The 21,976-nt window shown below is 56.0% G+C and carries 7 protein-coding genes; 4 read left to right on the forward strand and 3 right to left on the reverse strand.

What is annotated here, in order from left to right; genetic code table 11:
• Nucleotides 1-158 precede the first annotated feature (158 nt).
• A complete protein-coding gene (locus AC1Z24_RS05395; RefSeq protein ID WP_483744829.1) occupies nucleotides 159-458 on the forward strand; it encodes a ribbon-helix-helix domain-containing protein in 300 nt (99 codons plus the stop codon).
• 635 nt (nucleotides 459-1,093) lie between these two features.
• On the opposite strand, the gene AC1Z24_RS05400 is transcribed toward AC1Z24_RS05395, so the two are convergent.
• Nucleotides 1,094-3,220 carry an RHS repeat domain-containing protein gene (locus tag AC1Z24_RS05400; protein ID WP_483744830.1) on the reverse strand — a complete coding sequence of 709 codons (2,127 nt, stop codon included), beginning with the start codon at nucleotides 3,218-3,220 and terminating at the stop codon, nucleotides 1,094-1,096.
• Nucleotides 3,217-7,527: a SpvB/TcaC N-terminal domain-containing protein gene (locus tag AC1Z24_RS05405; protein ID WP_483744831.1), complete on the reverse strand. Its 4,311-nt coding sequence runs from the start codon at nucleotides 7,525-7,527 to the stop codon at nucleotides 3,217-3,219. Before AC1Z24_RS05405 ends, AC1Z24_RS05400 begins: the two co-directional genes overlap by 4 nt.
• A 348-nt stretch (nucleotides 7,528-7,875) precedes the next feature.
• On the opposite strand from AC1Z24_RS05405, the gene AC1Z24_RS05410 reads away from it, so the two are divergent.
• From AC1Z24_RS05410 to AC1Z24_RS05420, 3 genes are read left to right on the forward strand one after another with little or no spacing between them, the layout of a single operon-like run.
• Nucleotides 7,876-12,807: a Tc toxin subunit A gene (locus tag AC1Z24_RS05410; RefSeq protein WP_483744832.1), complete on the forward strand. Its 4,932-nt coding sequence runs from the start codon at nucleotides 7,876-7,878 to the stop codon at nucleotides 12,805-12,807.
• Nucleotides 12,800-17,380 (forward strand): Tc toxin subunit A-related protein, encoded by a 4,581-nt coding sequence (locus AC1Z24_RS05415; protein WP_483744833.1) that lies wholly within the window; start codon nucleotides 12,800-12,802, stop codon nucleotides 17,378-17,380. The genes AC1Z24_RS05410 and AC1Z24_RS05415 overlap by 8 nt, the downstream gene beginning before the upstream one ends.
• Nucleotides 17,377-20,238 (forward strand): RHS repeat-associated core domain-containing protein, encoded by a 2,862-nt coding sequence (locus tag AC1Z24_RS05420; protein WP_483744834.1) that lies wholly within the window; start codon nucleotides 17,377-17,379, stop codon nucleotides 20,236-20,238. The genes AC1Z24_RS05415 and AC1Z24_RS05420 overlap by 4 nt, the downstream gene beginning before the upstream one ends.
• Nucleotides 20,239-20,333: 95 nt before the next feature.
• Here the strand turns inward: AC1Z24_RS05420 and AC1Z24_RS05425 are convergent, their stop codons facing one another.
• Nucleotides 20,334-21,857 (reverse strand): fumarate hydratase, encoded by a 1,524-nt coding sequence (locus tag AC1Z24_RS05425; protein ID WP_483744835.1) that lies wholly within the window; start codon nucleotides 21,855-21,857, stop codon nucleotides 20,334-20,336.
• Nucleotides 21,858-21,976 lie beyond the last annotated feature (119 nt).

Below are 21,976 nucleotides of genomic sequence, written 5' to 3' on the forward strand. Positions count from 1 at the left end.
CATGACATTATTTTTGAATTTTAATGGCATCTGTGGGACCGGCTTTAGCCGGGAATGGATGGGTATAGTCACTGGATTTTCTTGAGCAGATGGCTAAAGCCGGTCCCATATAAGCTAGAACGCAATCTTCCACAACCATTTAGTCTAGGCCCATCGCGATGTGCGAACTCTACGTAAAAGCCGACCCCATCCTCTACGAGTCCCGCTCGCGCTCATTGCGCATCTGCGGCGTAGTCACGACCCTGCGTCTGGAAAACCAGTTCTGGGACGTACTCGCTGAGATAGCCGAGCACGACGGCATGAGCACCAATCAACTGATCAGCAAGTTGTACGAAGAAGTCATGGATTATCGCGGCGAGGTCGTGAATTTTGCCTCGTTTTTGCGGGTGAGTTGCATGCGGTATTTGGGGCAAAGGCGGCCGGTGGCGGAGTTGAGTGTGCTTAGGTCGCATGGATAGATTCATGCATCAAATGGCGTTTCTTCGTTGTGACTGAGGTGATGTTGGCTTGAGTACGGCCGGTGTGACTGTAAACCTCGATTGAGACGTGCTTGGGTTGACAGGTGTTACGCGGAATCTTGAAGTCGGAGGTTGGGGAATGACAGGTGTCACGGAAAACCTGGAGTCTGCGGTTTTCACAGGCAGGACTGTGTCAGGGGCGGTTGGGGTGTCGGTAGCGGTGAGTGCTATAGGTTCTACATCAATATAGATATCCAAATCCTCTGACCCTGAGTAAACAGCCCTCACTGCTAAGGGGCGTAATTGGAAGGTGTCTAAAATTCGTTGGGTGCTTTTGCCATTCGGTGTCAGGGTAAGGAATTTATCCTTTAGTTCTTCCGGGGAGTTTTTATATTGGCTGACAATGTTTCTGGTGGCCTCATTTGTAATGAGGCTTCTTTTAATGGTGGAGGGCAATGCACCTTCGAAGTCATTTGCGGAGACCTTAAGGTATTGTGCCACAGCGATTGGGTCGGCGTGTACAATGGGGTCTTCTCGTATATATTTGAAGTTTTGTCTGAATGTCCATTTTGATGACGTGAATTTATTGTCGAAATAATCAGCTTTTTTGTATTCGGGGTGTTTGTATTCTGATGTTATAATGTAAGGCTCCATATGGCATGGGTATATTTCTTTTCTATTACGTCGAATTGATCTGTGTGCCCAATCTTGAATTTTTTCAGGTGGCTCATCAAATCTTCATCCTTATAATATTTACGTCCTTTACTATCAAAATGAGTAGTGATTGCTCCCTGATCGTCATACAGGCTGACAGGCCTGTTGTGCACAAATATAAATATATTCAATCCATCCACTTCCCCCGCAGGATCCGGATTTATCCATCGCTGCAACCAAGGTGCGTAATACCTCAACCCGTAATAATAAAGCCCGCTGGCATCCCGTTCTTTGCCCGAATACCGAATCGTTTTGTATTTCGCCTCAACCTCATTGCTACCCGCCCACCAGGCCGTGCCGCCGAACGGATAATAACTTTCCTGATTGATCAAGCCGCCCTGATGGTCAAGTTCCAGGGTGCTTGAGCCAAGATGATCATTAAGGTTGTAGCGTAGTTGATCGTTGGCGATCCCCGGCGGTGTCTTCGCTTGCCAATGCAACACCCGCACGCTATTACGCCCGGCACTGACGCTAATGACGTGCAAGATTTCGCCATCGGCACCGGTACGAATTTCCAGCCCCGGCAGATAACGGACTTCCTCGATCAGCGTGCGATTACGGCTTTGCGCGCTGCGGATCTTGCGACAACGCTGACCGCCACCGTCGTAGATATAGCACTCACTATCGTCAGGCCCGTCATCGCGTTTGACGGTTGTGACTTCCCGCAGTTGATTGCGCACATCCCAACGCAAATCCTGCCCTCGAACCAACTGTTGAAGATTGCCGTTGGCGTCGAAGCCCTTTTCAAAATCAACCTCGACTTCCCCCTCGGGCAGGCTGCGATTGCTGTCCGGGGCGACGAGCATGGTGCGGGTAAAACTTTGTGCGCCGACATGGCGCATCTGCAGCAGATTGCCGCCTGCGTCGTAGTCGTAGCTTTGCGTGTAATTGGCGATTTGATTGGGATCGGGCGGCAGGTTTTGCAGATCGGGCAGGGCCGGGCCATGGCTGCTGTCGGTTTTGACTTCGCGGCCGGTGGCTTCGATCACTTGGTAGAGGGTGTCGTAGCGATAATGGTTGATGGGTTCTATGCGTTGGTTGGCGAAGAAATGCACGGGTTGTGCGGCATCTTCGATTTGCAGGATATTGCCAACCGGGTCGTAGTTGTATTTCAGCTGTTGCAAAGGCTCCGCATTGGCAAGTCCGGCATTAAGTTCGATCAGTCGGCCACTCTGCGGATCATAAGTTGAACGGCTGACGACGCCGTTGCCTGCGGTTTCCTGCTCAACCTGATCAAAGGCGTTGTAGTGAATCTCGCTGACCAATATGTCGGCCTGCGCGCTATCGGCCAGGGTGACGGAAACCGATTTCAACTGACCCGCTACGGTCTGCGCAAACCGTTGGCTATTGCCCATGGCATCAATCTGTTCGAGGGTTTCGCCTAAGGCATTGAATGACCAAGCCGAGGCATATTCAACGGCCTCCAATAATTCATCGCGTCCCGGTTCAGGCAGCGGCCAGTCCGGCATATCCGGATCAATCAGGAAGCGCCTAATTTCGCTAACCGGTGAACCCAACAGGCTGTAATCCGGCCAACGCAGGGTGCCTGCGGGATCGTCGTGGCGGGTCAGTTGGTTGCATTGGTTGTGTTCAGCTGCATCCGGGCCGCCGTAGGTGAAGCGCTCGACAGTCAGTGGATTGCTTGTCGGTGAGATCGATTCGCGGGCAAGCCTCGCTCCAACGGATTCACGTATGGCTACGGGTCGGAGCAACTCGTCGTACTCGGTTTGCCGATGGCTGCCACGACCGTCCCATTGCTCGACAAGCTGACCGGCTTCGCCCAACAGCGTCAGGTGCCAACCGGCATCGACGCTGTCGGTCAGCAATACCTGGCCTGAAAGGCCGTACCGCGTGCTCAGGTTGGCATGGGGCAGACGCGGATCTTGTTGTGCTGTCAGCTGCGCAGCGGCGTTCCAGGTCATTGTTGTCGGCAGGGGGACAGGCTCGTCTTGGTTCAGGGTTCTGCGATAGGCGACCTCACTGAGGGTCAATCCGCGCCCATCAACGGCGCGGATATCAGGGGTGTGAGCATGCAGCGCGTGATTCATGGGTTGTTCCTGCTTGCTCTCTGTTCCTCCATTTCTTCTGCCGTGTCGTTTTCATCTTCGCTGATGCTGTACCAGGTCCGGTAGGTCTGGCGGCGCATCCAGCCCTTGGCGGTGAGGGTGATGGTTGGGCGGCCGAGGGGGTCGTAGAACTGCCGGTCGAAATAGCCATGCGCACGCAGGGACTGGTCTTTTACGTAGACATGGTTGTTGGCGAAATACGGGCGATACACCCGCACAACGAGGCCTTTGTTGTTGTATTCCACCCGTTCACTGACGCGCCAACGCGGTGAGGCATGGACGATTTTCGGTTCGCCGGCTTCCAGTTCGATATTGCCGGACTGATCGACCGCATAGGCGTCGCCATCCTCGACCAATTGACGGGTTTGCAGCGTGCGGCCAAAACCATCCACTGATACCAGGCTGATACGGATCTGTTTCTCCGGATCGCCGGGGTAACGGTCTGCCAGAAGTACCGCGGCGGCATAAGGAATGGTGCCAGGCTCATAGGTGAGGTTGGCATCGTAGTAACAGACGCTGGCTCGATCTCCCAGGCAGAGCTCAGAGGCCTTGACCGCCGTAGCGGTGCCGCCCCAGTGGCGGGATGCCGGATTAAGCGGTGCAAAGCCGACCTCCTGACCCGCCTCGGTGCCATAGAAACTGGTCGCCCAGAGTCTGCCGAAGGCGTCGTAGTCCGCCTCCTGGGTATTTTGATTGGGATCGACAATCTGCCGCGGTTGCAGGACGCGGTAGTCATAAGTCGCAGTGGTGGTGCAGCCCACCGGGTCGGTGACGCTGATCGCGAACAGGTTGTAAGGGTCGTACTCGACCGTGGTCCAACCATGGCTGCGTGTGGGCCTGAAAGTCTCGATGCGATAGAACTGCCCGGGCCCGGCATAAGTGGCGAAGCCGCGTTTCACCGACCACAGATTCAGCTCGTCGTCAGGCAGAAAACTCGACATTTGCTCATAGCCCAACTCGGTCAGTCTGACGGCCAATTGCGCGGCATCCATGACCCGTTCGTAAGCGCTGAGGGCGGTGTCATCGAGTTCTGCGCTTTCACTGGCATCCGGCAACGCCTGAAAGGTCGCTTCGCCGTCGCCGCTGTACATATAACGCTGCACCGACAAACCGGTGAGTGTGCGGGGCATTGCGGCGAGGGGGCCGTCGGGGGCAACGAACTGTTCGTAGTTGATCTGCGCCGGTGTCAGCGCGGTCGCGGCAATCACCATGGCATTGCTGCGCATGCGATAGGGCAGGCCAAGGCGCCAAGTGTCCCGCGAGTCGAGATGGATGGCCGTGGCGCGGCTCTCGTTCAGGTAGAAGTTCTGCTGCGCCGGGTCGTGGGCGTCGCGCCACCAGCGTTGCTGATGCTCATCGGCAAAGGGCGGCGTGTCGCCGGGTTTTTTACGCCGTGCGTAATTGACGACGACACCGTGGGTGAGGTTGCCATAGCGATCCCAGGCCAGGCTCAGGCTGTGGTCGCACATGGGGTCGTCGAGCTGCTCGGCTTCGTAGCGACGGGCGATGGACTCCACAAGCAGCGGCAGCATCAAGGCATAAGGCTGATAAGGATTGAGCGGACGCAACTGACGAACCAGGTAGCGGCTGGTCTGTACCGAATACAGCACGTCCGGCTGTTGATCGTCGTCCAGGCCAAAGACCTCCGTGCGCAGATGCATGCCGCTCAGGGCGCGGGCCATCTCGTGCAGGGTCGCCTCGTCGGCGTCTTCTATCAGGTGCTCGGTCTCGGTACTTGGGTCGTAGTGCGATAACAGATGTGCGCCCAGTGGCAGGGCTTGCGGGTCGCGGTTGTCGTAATCATCGCCGGATCGTTGGGGGTAGCGCCCGGTGTGAAACCAGGTTTTGCTCAGCACCGGGGCGGTGAAACCCTCCTGCGCGGGGTAGGAACTTTCGCTGTCGGTTTGCAGGACCAGCCCGAAACCGCGGAACTCCCGTTCCCTTGGGTCATAGAAGCCCTGCCGGTATTTGAAGAGTTGGTTCAGCGTGGTGCCGGTGACCGCATCCAGTTGGGTCTGTTTGACCACTACATGGACCGGGAACGGCAGCTGCGACACTGCGTTTTTGCCTGCGCTGCGCAAGGCCTGTTTTTCGTCCAGCCACTCTTGCGCTGAGCTGCGATAAATCACCTCGCCTCTGGCGCCCATGTGATTGTCGGTCTTCTTGAGCAGATAGGGCTTTTGCAGTGCGCCCGTCTGATTGGCGGCATAGTGCAGGCACCAGTGGCGGGGCGACATGTGCGGCACGGTCAGGATCAGACTGGAAAACCCCAGGCCCTGCAAGTCGGCGACGCTGACCTGACAAAAGCGGTCATAGCGCACGCCTTGGGGCCAGGCCTGGGCGAATTCCGCTGCCAGGCCATTGCCGCCTTCATTCATGAAAATACGGATCTGCTCCGTTTGCAGATAGAGCAAATCAGCGGCGCCGGAGCCATCCATATCGGCCAGCCTTACCCGCCCTGCGTCAAATTCCTCGTAGCTGAACGGCAGGCTGGCAAATAACTGGCCCTTGCCGAATCGGCCCCGACCCAGATTGGGCCAGAAGCGGATTTCGTTGTGACGGATACGGATCAAGTGCTGCTGCCCCGTGCCCAACAGATCACTGAAGGCCACCAGTTCGGTGGCGCTGTCGCTGAGCAAGGGCAGGCGGTCATCGTCATGGGCTACGTCCACAGGCGCGGCGAAACCCTCGGCGCGACGATTGGCATACAGGCGCACGCTGCGCGGTCCGATCAAAGCCAGATCAGACAACCCGCCACCGACCAGATCGGCCATCTGCCCCTGCGGGTGAAAGAACTCGGGAGGAAATGCTGAAAATGGCGAGAACCCGGACCATGTGCGGTCAGGATTGAGGGTGAAGAAACCAGCCATGCCCGGCTGGGCGACGATCCAGTCGAGCTTGCCTTCGCCCGTCAGATCGCTGAGTGCCTGTCGTACCGGCGTGCGTGAATCTGCGGTCGGGATGCTCGGCAGTGCTTGCCAGGGACCATAGGCGACGGCATCTGCACCACCCGATTCGGCGCGTATGGGTTCGCGGTAAAGCCAGGCTTTGTCTTCGCGGTAGAGCACACCCGGCAGGCCGTCGCCGTAGAGATCGACCATCTGGTATTGCTGACCGTCATTGAGCCCCGCCAGAGACTCAAGGGGGGTATAGACGTCGTTGTCGCTATCGAACTCGCTGTATTCAAGCGCCAGGGCGGGGCGTCGCTCGATCAACTTTGCGCTCGTCCCGTCCCAGGCCTGGGCGTGGGCGGCGGCGATCAGGTTGTATTTAAGGTCCGTTTCCTTGTACTCCAGCAGCAGGCGTTGGGTCAGCAGCGGGGAAGTCAGCAGCTCATCGGGGAAGTGATGAAACATCAGCACTTGTCGGCATAGCCGCAGATTGCCCAGCTCGAACCCGTAGGCAAAGCTCGAATGGGGATCGCTGCGTACCGGCCATTCCTGCGCCTCTGCGTAGGTGGGTTTGGCCGTCATGCCGGTGTCGCGCTCGCCGTAATCGAACAGCAGATCGAAGTGCCAATTCAGCTCTTGCAGCGATGCCTCGTCCCATAGATACAACTCGGGGTGAGCCTGGAAATTGCCGTAACGCACCCGCCACAGATAGCACTGGGCGATGAAGTCCCGGGGATGATCCGGCGGTAATCCCACCTCATCCTCGCCCTTGTACTCGTACAGAATGTGCTCGCCGACGGGGTTCATGCTCTCTTCCAGCAGCCACTCGGCGACCCGGTTGGAATCGGCCGGGTCGGTGCTGCGCGACGAGGCTTTTTTGCCGTAGAAATGCACGCTGCCATCAGCGCCATGGATCAGCCAGAAGCCGGGGTCGATTGTGTTTGTGCGCCAGTGCTCGATCAGGTCGAAAGCACCTTCGACGCGGGCGAAGTAGCGAATCACCTCATAGGACTGCCCGTCGCCTCCCGTCAATGGGCGGGCGTTGATGGTGCCGTTGTCTTTGCGGTCAGGCAGCCAGACCTCGCCACTGGGGCCGAGGATCACATCGTCGTCGTTGTAGAGCGGCACGCCTTTGCTGGCGCGCCGTGCCACGCAACCCATGTTCAGGTTCCAGCCCAGGCCGAACAGGCCGTTGCCCGTGGTGCTTTGATAAACAAGCGCCAGGGCCGGGCTATAGCCGCGTCCGGGGCTGATGGGCAGGGCGATCTCCAGCGATGCCGCGCCGCTGCTGCCCACCGCGCCCCAGCCTTTGCCGATGCTTTGGATGGCGCCGCCGCCTTTGGGCAGGGATGGGGTGGCGACGGCGGGTTGCAGTGCGTTCTGGGTGTCTGTGTTCATAACAGTATGCAGGCAAAATAACTCACCTTTCCGTAAGTAATAGCAATATTGTTAGTTGTAGGCCCTTTGCCAGTAATTATTCGGATGGTCATGTTTTTTCGCTCTTCGTGAGGATGAGGTAAATAGTTGTTCTTGTTTTTTTGATTGTCCAGTTTCGGTGGGGATATAATTTTTAATTTTTTAAAAAGTGTATATTTTTCAATTGGTTGTAATTTGGCGATAAAAAATTTTATTGTTGCTTCCAATGGTTATAGTGTGAGGCTGCCGTTGGTCATTTTTTAATTTCAGCCTTTTAGGTCTGTGCTTCTCTTCAAAAAAGAAGCAACTTTCTCACGGTGAGATAACGCTATGGCAAACAACGAGAACAAAACCGCCAGTGCAGAGTCGGCGTTAACGATACTGTTGAAAAACTCCAGTCAGCCCGAGGCTCGTCAGGCGGCGCTCACCGAACAATTCCCTTCGGTGTTGAGCATCGCCAGAAGCAACACTGCGCAATTACTGAAATCCGATCCTCTGCTGCATATCACGCAAGCTCGTGACCTGCATGCCAAGGCAATTGCCATGACGACGGTGGTTGCCCGCCAGTTTCGCGAACAGCGGTTGACCGCCTCGGTGCGCAATGCGGTGCGCGCTGATCGCGGAATCAAGGGTCTGGTTGACGCGCCTACCTACACCGACATGTTCAACCCCGACTGGGCAAACCACTGCCCACCCGACGCTATCGAAGCAACCACCTCACCGATAGCCTATCTGGCTGACCTGTATCGGGAGGCCCTGGTGATTGAAGGGGCTGCCCAGAACGGCGCCATCAAGCTGGCTGACCGACGCCCTGATCTACCCAACCTGATGCTCGATCACACTGCGCTTAACCGTGTTGAGCCGACCCTCGTGCTGGTCAACGATATTCTCAATACTTCGATTCGCAGCTACCTCGATGGCATCAGCCTGGAGGACAAGTCGGTCGATGATGTCTTGCTCGAAACCCGCTATCCCTTCGCCTTGCCGTACGAGCGCTATCAGCAGCAGATCAATTATGTGCTCAACCGCAAGCAACGCTTGCCCGGGGATCCGATCCGCGCGGCAGATCCGGGCTATCCCTATTTCAAGGAGCCGGGTGTGCATTCGCGGCTCTCGGATATCGCACTGATTCAGGACTCTGGTCTGGGGCCGGTGCAACAGGGATTGTTAGTAGAGGCGCCGCATACAGACACGCCTGCGGATGATCCTGACGAGACGGCGCTCAACATGCGTCGCATCAATCCCAGAAGTGGCAGGCTCGAAAGTCCATCACCGTTTACCGAATTTTTCAAAGATAACTTTGGTACGCCAGACAGTTATGAACTGGCCGATACCCAGACGTTTTGCCTGAGAACCGGGCTTACCACTGACCAGCTCGATGCGCTGTTGTCGGTAGGCGCTTATGCGCCATCGTTGTCGCCTAATGTTCAGGGCGAAGAGTATGAGAATGACGTCGACGGTTCGGTGTTCGGCTCGGTGTATATCAATGCCGGGCAGAGCCCGGCAATCAGTATCGAATCTTCGGAGCAGAACGGCATACCGGTGCATCGCTTGATCGATTGTCCGATTGGGCGCTTTGACCGCTTGAACCGGATGATCCGCCTGGCGCTCTGGCTGGATTTGCCTTTCGATGAGCTGGACCAGTTATTGACAGCGTCGCAGCAAGCCGAGCATCGGGCGGCCGGTGCAACCCGACGCACAGCGCCGACCAACACTACAGCGCCTCATTTGATCACCCAGGACACCCTGCGTGCCCTTGGTTTGTTTCAGCGAGTGCGCAGCCGCCATGACGTCCCTGCGCAGGATTTTGCCGCCATGCTCTACGGCCTCGGCGTGTACGCCAGAGGCAAAAAACAATCGCAATTCGATCAGGTATTCAACAGTCAGGCGATGTTTCCCGTCCCGCTGATTCTCGACGGCACGCCTTTTGTTGTGACGCCGACCAATGAGGCCGAACGGCAGAAGATCGATCATCTATGCGCCGCCCTCGGCATGACGTACGAGATGTACCGCTTCGTTGCCAAGGTCGTTGAGCAGTCCTGGGCCGATGAGCCGCTGCGGTGGTCGCGAGAGGTCGTCTCGGCGTTTTATCGACTGGTCAAACTGCCGCGCTATATCGGCCTGAGTACCATCGAAGCATTGGCACTGCTGGAATTGCTCAATAACGGCGGCAGCCAGTTGGTCGCCAAACTGGCCGGTGTGCCGCGCATCGCCTCGTATTACGCCTCAAGCAACACCGACACCTTGAGCGTGATCCACGCCCTGGTGGATTGTGCGGTCTGGTTGCAGGACCACAAATGGACCGTGGCGCAACTGTGCCATCTGGCATTACCTCCTCTGACTCAGCCTGTGGCCACCGATGCCGAACGCAATCTGCTGCAACAGCTGCACTCGCGGCTTGGCTCGGCGCTGATTACCGACAGCAGCTTTGCGCAAATTGGTGCACCGGACTCCTCGGAAATTCTGCAAACCGATGACCGTGGCAGGCAGTTTTATCTGAGTGAGCCGATTGATTGGTTTGAAGCGTTGGGCAGTTTTATAGATGCCGGAGCTCTATCACTGGCTGCTAGAGGATTGGTCAAATATTTGAGTGCGCAGAGCGAAGAGCGTTTTGAAGAGCTTCTTAGCAACGAAGTGAAAGTTGTCCTGGACGGGTTTGGACTACCCATAGATGAGCTGCATCCGAAGATCACCAATATGATCATGCGCGCCAGAGGCGCGCAGGATGCCTTGCTGATGGAAGGCCTCGGTGGCTACTTGAATACCGAGGCCGATCTGGCCAAGGCTTTGCTGTTCTGGAGCGAAGGCAATCGCTATCAATTGTTGCTGGAGGTGGTGCGGGTATTGGGTCCCAGTAACGTCGCCAACGTGCCCATCGGTGATGAAGTGCTGCTGGTGCTGGATGCATTGTCCAGGCGGGCCATGCTCTGTGGTCATTTGACGCTCAGTCCGGCGCTGATTAGCCACTATGTCGAACACCCTGATTGGTTTGGCTTGCCGGATGTCGGCTTGTCCCTGCCATCGTTGTACTTTCTCACTCAATACGCTGAAGCCCTGCGTCTTAGCGAACAGAGCGAAGACACCCTGCTGAACTATTTCCGGCTCATCAATACCTTGTGGGAAGGCGCGACCGAGGGCGACAAACGCCTGATCCGTGACAGCGCCGCCAACAAACTTGCCGGTTTCCTGCGATGGGGTGTACGTGACGTACTGGCCGTGGCATTGCGGCTGAATCCGGAAGACGGCGTGATCTTTACCCTGGCCGACTTCGATGTGCTGGCACGGGTATGCCTGCTCAGTCGCCACACCGGGCTGGACGCCAACGCCTTGCTGGCACTGCATGAACTGACCCCGACCACTTCGACCGAGAAATACCGTCGGGCAGCGGAGCTGGCTCTTAGTTGCCTGACCGACGCCCCGCCAGCTGGAACAGTTGGTGAGGTCGGGCAAAGCCATTCCAGTGTGATCACCGTGACTCCGGATTATCTGGTGGCTCAGCGTGATACCGATGTCGCGACGTACACCATCACCTTGAAAAACTTCATGGATCAGCCATTGGACGATGTGAGCGTGACGTGGACGACTAATTTGGGTCGACTGGATGAGCGCAGAACAGTTACCGACGAAAACGGCCAAACTTCGAATACGTTGCACAGCGGTGATGAAATGGGCGTTGCCCATGTGGTTGTGGATTATGGACTGGGTGAGAAGTTGATTGCTCCAGTGGTTATTATCGATTGTGAGGAGGAGTCCCTGCACTTTATTGAGGGTGGCTATGGACCGTCAACCGCGCTTGCTAATAAGCTTGAGCCGATTTATTTTTGGGCCACCCTGGTCGACGACCATGGCAACAAGGGGATTGATCGTCCTGTTGAATGGGGGGCGACGCTCGGTGAATTTTTGCGCCATATAACGTATACCGATCCGCAGGGCATGATCCGTGCAGAGCTACGTAGTGGTCCGAAGGGCGAGTCTGAAGTTATTGCTCAATACAAAAATGGTAGAACTTGGGCGTATGAGTCTGTTGAGTTTTTGAGTATCCCATACTTTCAGTTTGTGCAGTTTGGAGCGCCAGTGATTGTAGGGGTCGAAGCGGTCGTTAAGTGCCGGTTGGTGGAGTTGGACGGTGCTCCGATACAAAGTGTATTGGTCAAGTGGGAAGCTGATCAAATCACTTTGATTGATGAAGAAAGCCTGACGGACCCAAATGGTGAGGCAAGTGCCAGATTTTTGCCTGATAAAGAAGGGCGTGTGACCGTTACCGTTACTGTGCCCGAAAATTCTTCTGTTGTTGCGAAGTCAAGCGAAAATGTAACGATTTATCCCAAGGCCATTATCGTTAAAGGAGAAGCATCGAGTAATGTTTACTGGATTGGAAGTGCTGATCCATTAGAGTTGTCGGTGTGGTTACAAGCGGGCTCGGGTATCCCCGCCGGCTTGCCAGTTAAGTGGGATCGAGATGGGGATATAACTACAACTTTGTCCAATCGGCAGGGCGTTGCTAGTGTAAGTTACAGACTCCCTCAAGGCGAGCATGTTATAACGGCTAGTGTCTCAGGCGGCATCGATAGTTCCGAGCGCTTCGAGTTTAGAATAGTAGCTATTGCCAGATTCACATTTAAGACGCTTGTCGAAGGTCCTTACTATTCGCTTGATGCGCCTGAGGTACTATCAGGATCTCCATATTTGCAGTATCCCAATACTCTGACCGTCTGGACCGAAGACGCTGGAGGTAACAAGATTTCAGGTGTACCGTTCGTACATCACACTAGTAGCAGTAGCGGTATACGCGTCCTCCCCTACGGTAATCACGTGTCATCAGTCGATGGGACTACCTTCACGCTGGACGTCACGTCATTGTTTGTCGAAGTTACCCTTTCTCTTCGGAGCAGCTATGGGGTTGAGCGCGCTATGCCTTTCATTACAGGGCGTGTTATTCCCGGGGAAGGTTCATTAGATAGCACCGACAGAAGCCGGTTTACCGGCACCTATAGACTCCTTTTTCATAATGCCAACGTAATTGTTGATGTGAGCGAGGCAAAGCCTGTTGCCTCGGTTGCGAGCAGAGGCTTAACTTGTATAGGTCAGTTTAGGGACTCGGTTATTTATGACTATGGTTATGCTGATTTTGTTTTTTCTGAACCTCTGCAGGTTGGGGATGTTGTAAGTGTGGGCTTTTGTCGTGCAAATAGGCACGTCGTACTATTGCCATTTGAATATGTAGTTCCGGAAATTCCTGATAGAGGCATTGGCCATGAGTAATGGAATAACTCCCCAGCTCGAAGAGCAACGCCGAGACGCTTTGGTCGCCTATTATCTCGGCCAAATAATCCCATCAAGCGCAACTTCGGCCCCGCTGGGAATCACCACGCCCGACGATCTCTACGAATACCTGCTGATCGATAACCAAGTCAGTGGCGAGGTTGAGACCAGTCGTGTTGCGCAAGGTATGGCCAGCATTCAGCAGTACATCAATGCGATCTACAACGGCATGGAGCCGGGCTATGCGCAGGGTTTTGACGAAGAACCCTTAACGCTGTGGCGCGAGGGCATGAGTGAGTACAGTGTCTGGGCCGGTTACCAGATGATCGAGGATTATCCGGAGAACTATATCGACCCGACACTGCGCCTGGGCAAGACCAGCCTGTTCCAGACCTTCGAGGCCGAGCTGGGGCAAAGCCGGATCAGTGAAGATTCTGTGCAGGCCGCCTTGAAAAACTATCTGGACAGTTTTGAGGTGGTCAGCAATTTGCAGGTGGTCGCCTGCTATGTGGATGGTGAAGATTTCAAACACGCCGATTACTATTTTTTCGGCCGACAAAATGTCGAGCCCTTTTCGTATTACTGGCGCAAGGCAAAAATCGATCTAGAGCAAGACAGTACTCAGGTCATACCGGCGGCGTGGACGGAATGGAAAAGCATTGATGTCGCATTCGATGCAAAAGTGACTCATGTGCGCCCGGTGGTGGTCGATGGTCGATTGCACATTATCTGGGTCGAGATAGGGCAGCCTGAAGTTGACGACAGTGGGGCGAAGACCGGTAATTATTATTATCGGGCGAAAATGGCCTATAAGAAAATCTCGGATATGTGGTCGCCGGCAACGCTTATCTACGAAGGGTTGACCGATAAAGAGGATCTTGGGAAGTCCCCAAGCGGTCGCTTTGATCTGGCAGCGTTCATGGATGTGCGTTTACCAGGTGACCCTCGTCTTGTTGTCTGCTTTCAGTACACTAGCGCTCAGCTTGAAAAGTTTCTCGTGGTGTTCGATAAACAGTTTAATAAGGTGCTTGTTGAGGGGGTAGAGGCTTCCGAGTTATATGGTATCGCTGCCTGGGTGGTTGGAGGGAACCCTGCAAGGGTACAGTTTACCGTGTCTGGGAAATATGAAAATGAAGTAGGTAAAAATGGCTGGGAATTGAAAAGTGTAATTTGGGATCCGTCCGAACCAGCTAATCACAAGCCTGTGGACGGGATAAATCAGTACTTTGAGTTGGATGTGAAACTGCACACTTCGGGAGCGGAGTGTGAGTTGGCTGTCAGCGGCCTCTGCACGGCAAAGCGGCTCGAACGAAGTGGGTTTGAGCTCCTTCTTGCACGCGTAGCACGTGATATTCAGTTTGGTTATTATGATATGTTTTTTATGGTAAGGGGAAGTGAGCAAGGTTTCGTTTTCGACGTGGAAATAGAGGCGGATCCCGGTGTGGGTAGGCTGCCAACGGGCGAGATTTGTCATCTTAGATACAAGGGGGATGCAAAAATACGGTTGGACAATACTGACTTTCATTTTTTTGATAGTCAGTATCCCCGTCGACAAAAAGCAACCGTCAGCGTGCCGGGTATCCCAATCGAGGATTTCGACTCCATAACACCAGAATTTCTTTTAGTAGGGGCGGGCTTTTCGGCGGTTATTAAAGGTGTGACAGTTACATTTATTAGTCCTGATAATTTTTATAGGCCGCAGAAGATACCCCTCATTCATGATTTTGCGGTTTGGGAACATCCTAATGTTCCTGTTCCAGAGCGGTTGACGCTTAATGGTGCAGCAAAAACTACCGGGAAATCCTGGGGTTGGACGGGCAGTGGATTGGTGAAGACGCTTATGTTTGGCTCATTACCAATGGACAAGACGCAGAATACCTTGGGTTATAACATTTTTACAATCACCCGTGCTGCTCCGCCCGCCCTCGTTCCCGTTATCTTAACTACGGCCGATGGCGGGCAGTTTCTGGATATGACGATGCTCGGTTTACCGTCGCTAACTCACATTCGCCTTAACACCACATTCGCAAAAGAGTTGGTCAAGAGAGCAGAGCGGTCGTTAAAAAGCGTATTGAGTTGGGAGGCTCAACATACGCCTGAACCCCCTGTGCCCGAAACAACCGAGCGAATGCCCCTGGATTTCAAAGGCGCCAATGGCCGGTACTTCTGGGAGTTGTTCTTCCATGTCCCGCATCTGGTTGCCCATCGCCTGCATGCCGAGTTTAACTACTTGGGCGCGGAAAACTGGCTGCACTATCTGTTCAATCCGCTGGAGCGCATCGCGCCGCTCTATCCACCTCCTGTAGCAGATTATCCTTATTGGGTCAGCCGCCCGCTGACCTTTGCTGATGACCCCAGCTATGAATGGGGCGGGTTGGGTGATCCGGATGCCATTGCCTACGGCGCGCCGTCGCATTATCGCAAGGCGATTTTCGTGTTCTATCTGAACAATCTGATTGCCCACGGCGACATGCTCTATCGGCAGTTGACCCGCGATACGCTCACCCAGGCGCAATTACTCTACATCCGTGCCGCTTCGTTATTGGGGCCGCTGTCCAAGGGGCGCAGCATCAGCCGGTGGACGCCCATGATGCTGGAGGATGCGGCGGCCTACGACGATGAGGTATTTGCCCGTTATGAAGCGTCAGGGCTCAAATGGCTGGAGCACGATATCCCCAGCCAGGTGGAAGGCCAGCCGTGGCTGCGCTTGCTCGATGCGCCGTGGTTCCGGCTGCCGGTCAATGTCCAGTTGCTTGATCTATGGGAGCGAGTGGCACTACGGCTGTATAACCTGCGCCACAATCTGACCCTGGATGGCAAGACCATGTCGCTGCCGCTATACGCGCCTGCGGCGAACCCCCGCGACCTGTTGCGGGCCCAGGCAGCGGGCGGTGGCAGTGGACAAAGACGCTTGGGCTCGCTGGCGATTATCCCGCCCTATCGCTTCCGGGCCATGCTGCCCAGAGTGCAGAACGCGGTTGAAACACTGATGCGCTATGGCGAGCAGGTGCGCGGTTATATGGAGCTGCGTGATCGCGCCGAACAGGAGGAACTGCAGCAGTCTCATGTGTTGGAGTTGTCCGTATTCGTCGAGACCCTGCAGGCGCAGATGATCGAGCAGGCGGTTGCTTCTCGGGAGGCATTGGTGGGCAGCCGGGTCGCGATTGAGTCGCGCAAAGTGTATTACGGGAAGCTGCTGGAGGAGGACGTCAGTGCATCGGAAAGACGAGCTCAAGAGCTGCAAAGAACGGCTAAAGGTCAGGAGCTATATGCGAATAGCTTAGCGGCAGTTGCTGGTTTTTTAGACATCGTTCCTACCATTGGCGGAACGTCCTTCGGCGGTTGGCGGCCATCAGCTATTGCAGCAGGTGGTGCAGGGATATCCCAGGCTCTTGCCACTCAGACTATGAGGGAATCGGAACTTACTCTGCTTAGCGAACAATACCGCCGTCGCCGCGTCGAGTGGCAATTCCTCGCCCGCCAATCCGAGGAGGAGCTGGAGGCCATTGACCTGCAGATCAAGGCGCAGGACATCGCCATTACCGCAGCGAAAACCAGTCTCGAGCAAGCGGTCAAGGCGCAGGAGCAAGCGCAGATTTATTACAGCTTCCTGAAAAATCGTGCCGCCGGGCCTGCGCTTTACCAATGGCTGTTGAGTCAGCTGTCGACCTTGTACTTCCAGGCGTACGACGTCGTGTTGTCCATGTGCTTGAGCACCGAAGCGTGCTGGCAGTACGAAATAGGCGATCGCGATACGCGGTTCATTTCCACCAGTGCCTGGGCCGACAATCGCCACGGCCTGACCGCAGGCGAAACCTTGAGGCTGGGGCTGCTGCAGATGGAGTCGGCGTTCCTGTCCCGCCACGAGCGCAGGCTGGAACTGACCAAAACCATTTCTCTGAAAACCCTGCTCAAGAATTACGACCCCGGCGCGGGCTCGCAAGACGCAGTTCCGTTGGCGACGGGCTGGGACGGCGTATTGGAGCAGTTGAAAAGCAAGGGTGAGATTGCCTTCGATCTGAAGTCTTCGTTGTTCGACAAGGATTATCCCGGCCACTATCTGCGTCAGTTGGTACGGGTTTCGGTATCGATACCAGCGGTAATCGGGCCGTACGAAGATGTGCGCATCATGCTGACTCAGCAAACCAGCAGCGCCTTGCTGAAACCGCAGATTGCGGGCGTGCGTTACCTTTATCAACAGGCTGGAGAGTTGCCCCAAGAAGAGGAAGACGAAACCATTCACCCGAACGATATCGTTTTCAATCCCAGGGCCAATCAGCAAATCGGTATTTCCAGCGGTGTTGATGACCACGGCCTGTTCATGGTGGATTTCGGTGACGAGCGGTATTTTCCCTTCGAGGGTACGGGCGCTGTTTCCCGCTGGACTTTGAGTTTTCCGCGTCACGAGTCCGAGCGGCAGGTGGCGATTCTCGACTCGCTCACCGACATCATCCTGCACGTGCGCTATCTGGCCGTGGATGGTGGCAAGGTGTTCGGTGAGGCGGTAGAAAAGCTGGTGGCAGCGGTGGAAGAGGGTGAAGCGAGCAGCAAACGAGCTATCCCGCTACTGTGAACATCCATACGCACACACCTGATATTGGAGTGATCGATCCGCGCGGTTTGTTGATTTGTAGCGTGGGCTACTGCCGAAGCGACGAGGGTGAGATAGCTGATGACCGAGTCACGCGGCATGTATTCGATGCGGCGGGGCGTGCTGTGGCGAGTCGGGATCCGCGCTTGTGGGATGTTGAAACTCAGGTGGCGAATCTGAGTACCGTGTACAGCCTGTCCGGCCAGCCGTTGCTGACTGACAGTGTTGATGCCGGTTGGCGATTGGCACTGTCAGGCGAGGCGGGGCAGCTCGTCGAGGGTTGGGATGGCCGGGGCAGCCATCGGCAAACCGCATGCGATGACTTGCTCCGACCCGTAGCCATATGTGAATCCGTTGGAGCGAGGCTTGCCCGCGAATCGATCTCACAGACAACCAGCACGTCCATCGTCGAACGCTTCACCTACGGCGGCCCGGACACAGCCGAGCACAACCAATGCAACCAACTGATTCGCCATGACGATCCGGCGGGTACTGTGCGTTGGCCGCATTACAGCCTGTTGGGTTCACCCGTCAGCGAAATTCGACGTTTCCTTATTGAGCCGGATACGCCGGACTGGCCGCCGCTTGAAGCTGAGCGCAATGAACTGCTCGAAGTCCAAGAGTTGCAAACCCGATGGCGCTTCAATGCCTTGGGCGAGACCCTGGAACGGACCGATGCCATGGGCAATAGCCAGCAGTTTGCGCAGACCGTTGCGGGCCAGCTGAAATCGGTATCCCTCGGTCTGGCGGGGGGCGGGCAGGCCAAGCCATTGGTTCGCGACATCCACTACAACGCTTTTAATCAGGTCGAGCAGGAAACCGCCGGTAATGGTGTGCTCAGCCGCTTTACCTATGATCTGCAGAACGGCCGACTGACTGAGATCAGCTCAGGTCTTACCGGCTACCCCCCGTTGCAACAGCTCAAATACTGCTATGACCCGGTGGGTAATATCCTGCAAATCGAAGATGCCGCGCAGCCGGTGCAGTTCTTCGCTAACCAACGTATCGAGCCCGTCAACCAGTACCGCTATGACACTTTGTATCAGCTGATCGAAGCCACCGGTCGCGAAGTCAAAACCGGCAGCAGCTATGGCCCGGCCTTGCCCGAGTTGCAAGGTTTACCGCCTGATCCCAATCAGATCGCCAACTACAGGCAAAGCTACGACTACGACGCCGCAGGCAACTTGCTGCAAATGCGCCACGTCGGCGCGCAAACTTTTACCCGCTCCATGCTCGTTGCACCGGACAGCAATCGCAGCCTGTCAGAGAGCGAAGTGGACGTGGATTTTGAGACGGGCTTCGACGCCAACGGCAATCTTCAGCAGTTGATACGCGGGCAGGATTTACGTTGGGATGTGCGTAATCAACTGCGGGAAGTCACCGCCGTCAAACGCGATGATGGGCCTGATGACATTGAGCGCTATATCTACGACGGCGGCGGTCAGCGTTGCCGCAAGATTCGCGGTACGCAAAGCCGTAATCGCACGCTCATCGAGGAGGTGCGTTATCTGCCGGGGCTGGAAATTCGCAGCGGTGCCGATGGCGAAATCTTGCACGTCATTTGCGTCAGTGCCGGGCGCAATAGCGTGCGGGTGTTGCATTGGCAAGTGAAGACCCCGCCGGGGATCGCCAACGATCAACTGCGCTACAGCCTTAATGATCATCTCGGTTCAAGTACCCTGGAACTTGACCATCAGGGCAGCTTGATCAGTCTGGAAAGTTATTACCCCTTCGGCGGCACGGCCTGGTGGGCGGCGCGCAGTGCGGTGGAGGCGAAGTACAAGACGGTGCGGTATTCGGGCAAGGAGCGGGACGCAACGGGGTTGTATTACTACGGGTTCAGGTATTACGCGCCGTGGTTGCAGCGGTGGATAAATCCGGATCCGGCGGGGGCGGCCGATGGGCTGAATATGTACGTGATGGTGGGCAATCAACCAATCAGTAATGTCGACAGGGAGGGGTTGGAGCTTACGGATGCTTTAAAACTATTGGCCGAGCGAACGGCCGTGGAGTTATTTCGCTCCAGAGAAGTTCTTGATCCACTTTCTAGACGAGAAGCACAGATCAGGGCTGGGGACTGGATGAGAGAGAAAATCAGGAAGATGGGTCTTAGTCGAACTAAATATGGTCGCGAGACATGGACATACGCAGAGACTCATTTCTTTGAGCGTGAGCAAGCATTAGCGGTAGATCGTTTTGAAATGACGCCCAATCAAAAGCAGGGATTTCACCTTTTTTGGGCGACCAACGCAGGCTCTCGATATATCAATCGTGCGACCAGAAGCGTGACCTTCGAAACACCTTATGAACCGCAAGATTTCAAGACCGTACGAAATGCGGCCTTGGCAGAGCTTAATCGCAACACTGGAGAAAGCACGGTGAAGCTCTCTTTCACGCGCAAAACGACGATGCTCGACCCGGCGCTCAACATGTTGGAGAAGTATCATCATTACCCTGCGGGCGTGGCCAGACTATTTATCGCGTCATTAGGGCAGTTGATGAGCTGCGAGCTGTACAGAGGCGCTCGCGTGGCCGGGGTTGCCGAGTTCAAAGAGGGGGCTCAATTGACCACCAGCGGATTCACCTCATTCTCTCCCGACGAGAAAACCGCTAAAGAGTTCATGGGGGAAATATTCCACGATGAGGCATTTGTTGTACGCACATCCCCGGTGCTCTTCATTCTCCAGGGCGGCGCCAGAAAAATCACGTCGCTGAGCGAGATCGAGGGGCTCATTGAGCCGCAGAGAAACTTTGAGGTCACTTCAACCCGGCGTGAAGGCAGGCATCTCAATGTGTTTATCAAGGCAAGCAATAAGAGTGGAATCGGACTCTGGGTCTAAGCCTTCACACTATGCCGAGCCATATACACTCGCTCCCCATTAGCCCGAGCACAAAAAACCCGCATCACTGCGGGTTTTTTACAGGCTGCAAGCGCTTACTGCACTTCCACCGCCAGGCTGTCGCTGATCTTCTTCTGCCAGATCTGCGGCCCGGTGACGTGGACGGATTCGCCCTTGCTGTCCACCGCGACTGTCACAGGCATGTCCTTGACCTCGAACTCGTAGATCGCTTCCATGCCCAGTTCGGCAAAGGCCACGACTTTCGATTTCTTGATCGCCTGGGCCACCAGGTAGGCGGCGCCGCCGACGGCCATCAGGTACACAGCCTTGTAGTCCTTGATCGCTTCGATAGCGGTCGGGCCGCGCTCGGATTTGCCGATCATGCCCAGCAGGCCGGTCTGATCGAGGATCTGCCGGGTGAACTTGTCCATACGCGTGGCTGTGGTCGGGCCTGCCGGGCCGACGACTTCTTCGCGCACCGGATCAACCGGGCCGACGTAATAGATGAAGCGACCCTTGAGGTCTACCGGCAGGGTTTCGCCCTTGTTGAGCATCTCGACCATGCGCTTGTGCGCAGCGTCACGGCCGGTGAGCATTTTGCCGTTGAGCAGGACGGTTTCGCCCGGCTTCCAGCTTTGCACGTCTTCCGGGGTCAGGGTGTCGAGGTCGACGCGGCGGGCCGATGGGCCGGCTTCCCAGACGATTTCCGGGTAGGCGTCCAGCGGTGGCGCCTCCAGGGAGGCCGGGCCGGAACCGTCGAGCACGAAGTGGGCGTGACGGGTGGCGGCGCAGTTAGGGATCATGCATACCGGCAGGGACGCAGCGTGGGTCGGGTAGTCCATGATCTTGACGTCGAGCACGGTGGTCAGGCCACCCAGGCCCTGGGCGCCGATGCCCAGTTGGTTGACCTTTTCGAACAGCTCAAGACGCATCTCTTCGATACGGTTGGACGGGCCGCGTTTTTTCAGCTCGTGGATGTCGATGGATTCCATCAGCACTTCCTTGGCCATGACCGCAGCTTTCTCGGCGGTGCCGCCGATGCCGATACCGAGCATGCCCGGTGGGCACCAGCCGGCGCCCATGGTTGGCACGGTCTTCAGCACCCAGTCAACGATCGAGTCGGACGGGTTGAGCATGGCCATCTTCGATTTGTTTTCCGAACCGCCGCCCTTGGCCGCCACGTCCACTTCCACGGTGTTACCCGGGACGATGGAGTAGTGGATGACCGCCGGGGTGTTGTCCTTGGTGTTTTTGCGCGCGCCTGCCGGGTCGGCGAGGATGGATGCACGCAGGACGTTTTCCGGCAGGTTGTAGGCGCGACGCACACCTTCGTTGATCATGTCGTCCAGGCTCATGGTGGCGCCATCCCAGCGTACGTCCATGCCGACGCGTACGAAGACGGTGACGATGCCGGTGTCCTGGCAGATCGGGCGATGACCGGTGGCGCACATGCGCGAGTTGATCAGGATCTGCGCCATGGAATCGCGGGCGGCAGGCGATTCTTCGCGCAGATAGGCCTCGTGCATGGCCTGGATGAAGTCCACGGGGTGGTAGTAGGAAATGAATTGCAGGGCGTCGGCAACGCTCTGAATCAGGTCATCTTGCTTGATCACGGTCACGGGGAGCGCTCCTCTGATAAGGACGGGAACATTTTATGTGCTGGCATCCGCACAGCTGCAATGGGTGTAGCAGAGCTGTCAGGTCGCGGTTGCAAACAGGGCGCGGCAGTATACCCCTT

The organism is Pseudomonas sp. JL23, from assembly GCF_056933585.1.

What these genes read in the sequence shown, in the direction of transcription:
- AC1Z24_RS05395 (WP_483744829.1), top strand. Translation starts at nt 159, where the DNA reads ATGTGCGAACTCTACGTAAAAGCCGACCCCATCCTCTACGAGTCCCGC.
- AC1Z24_RS05400 (WP_483744830.1), bottom strand. Translation starts at nt 3,220, where the DNA reads ATGAATCACGCGCTGCATGCTCACACCCCTGATATCCGCGCCGTTGAT.
- AC1Z24_RS05405 (WP_483744831.1), bottom strand. Translation starts at nt 7,527, where the DNA reads ATGAACACAGACACCCAGAACGCACTGCAACCCGCCGTCGCCACCCCA.
- AC1Z24_RS05410 (WP_483744832.1), top strand. Translation starts at nt 7,876, where the DNA reads ATGGCAAACAACGAGAACAAAACCGCCAGTGCAGAGTCGGCGTTAACG.
- AC1Z24_RS05415 (WP_483744833.1), top strand. Translation starts at nt 12,800, where the DNA reads ATGAGTAATGGAATAACTCCCCAGCTCGAAGAGCAACGCCGAGACGCT.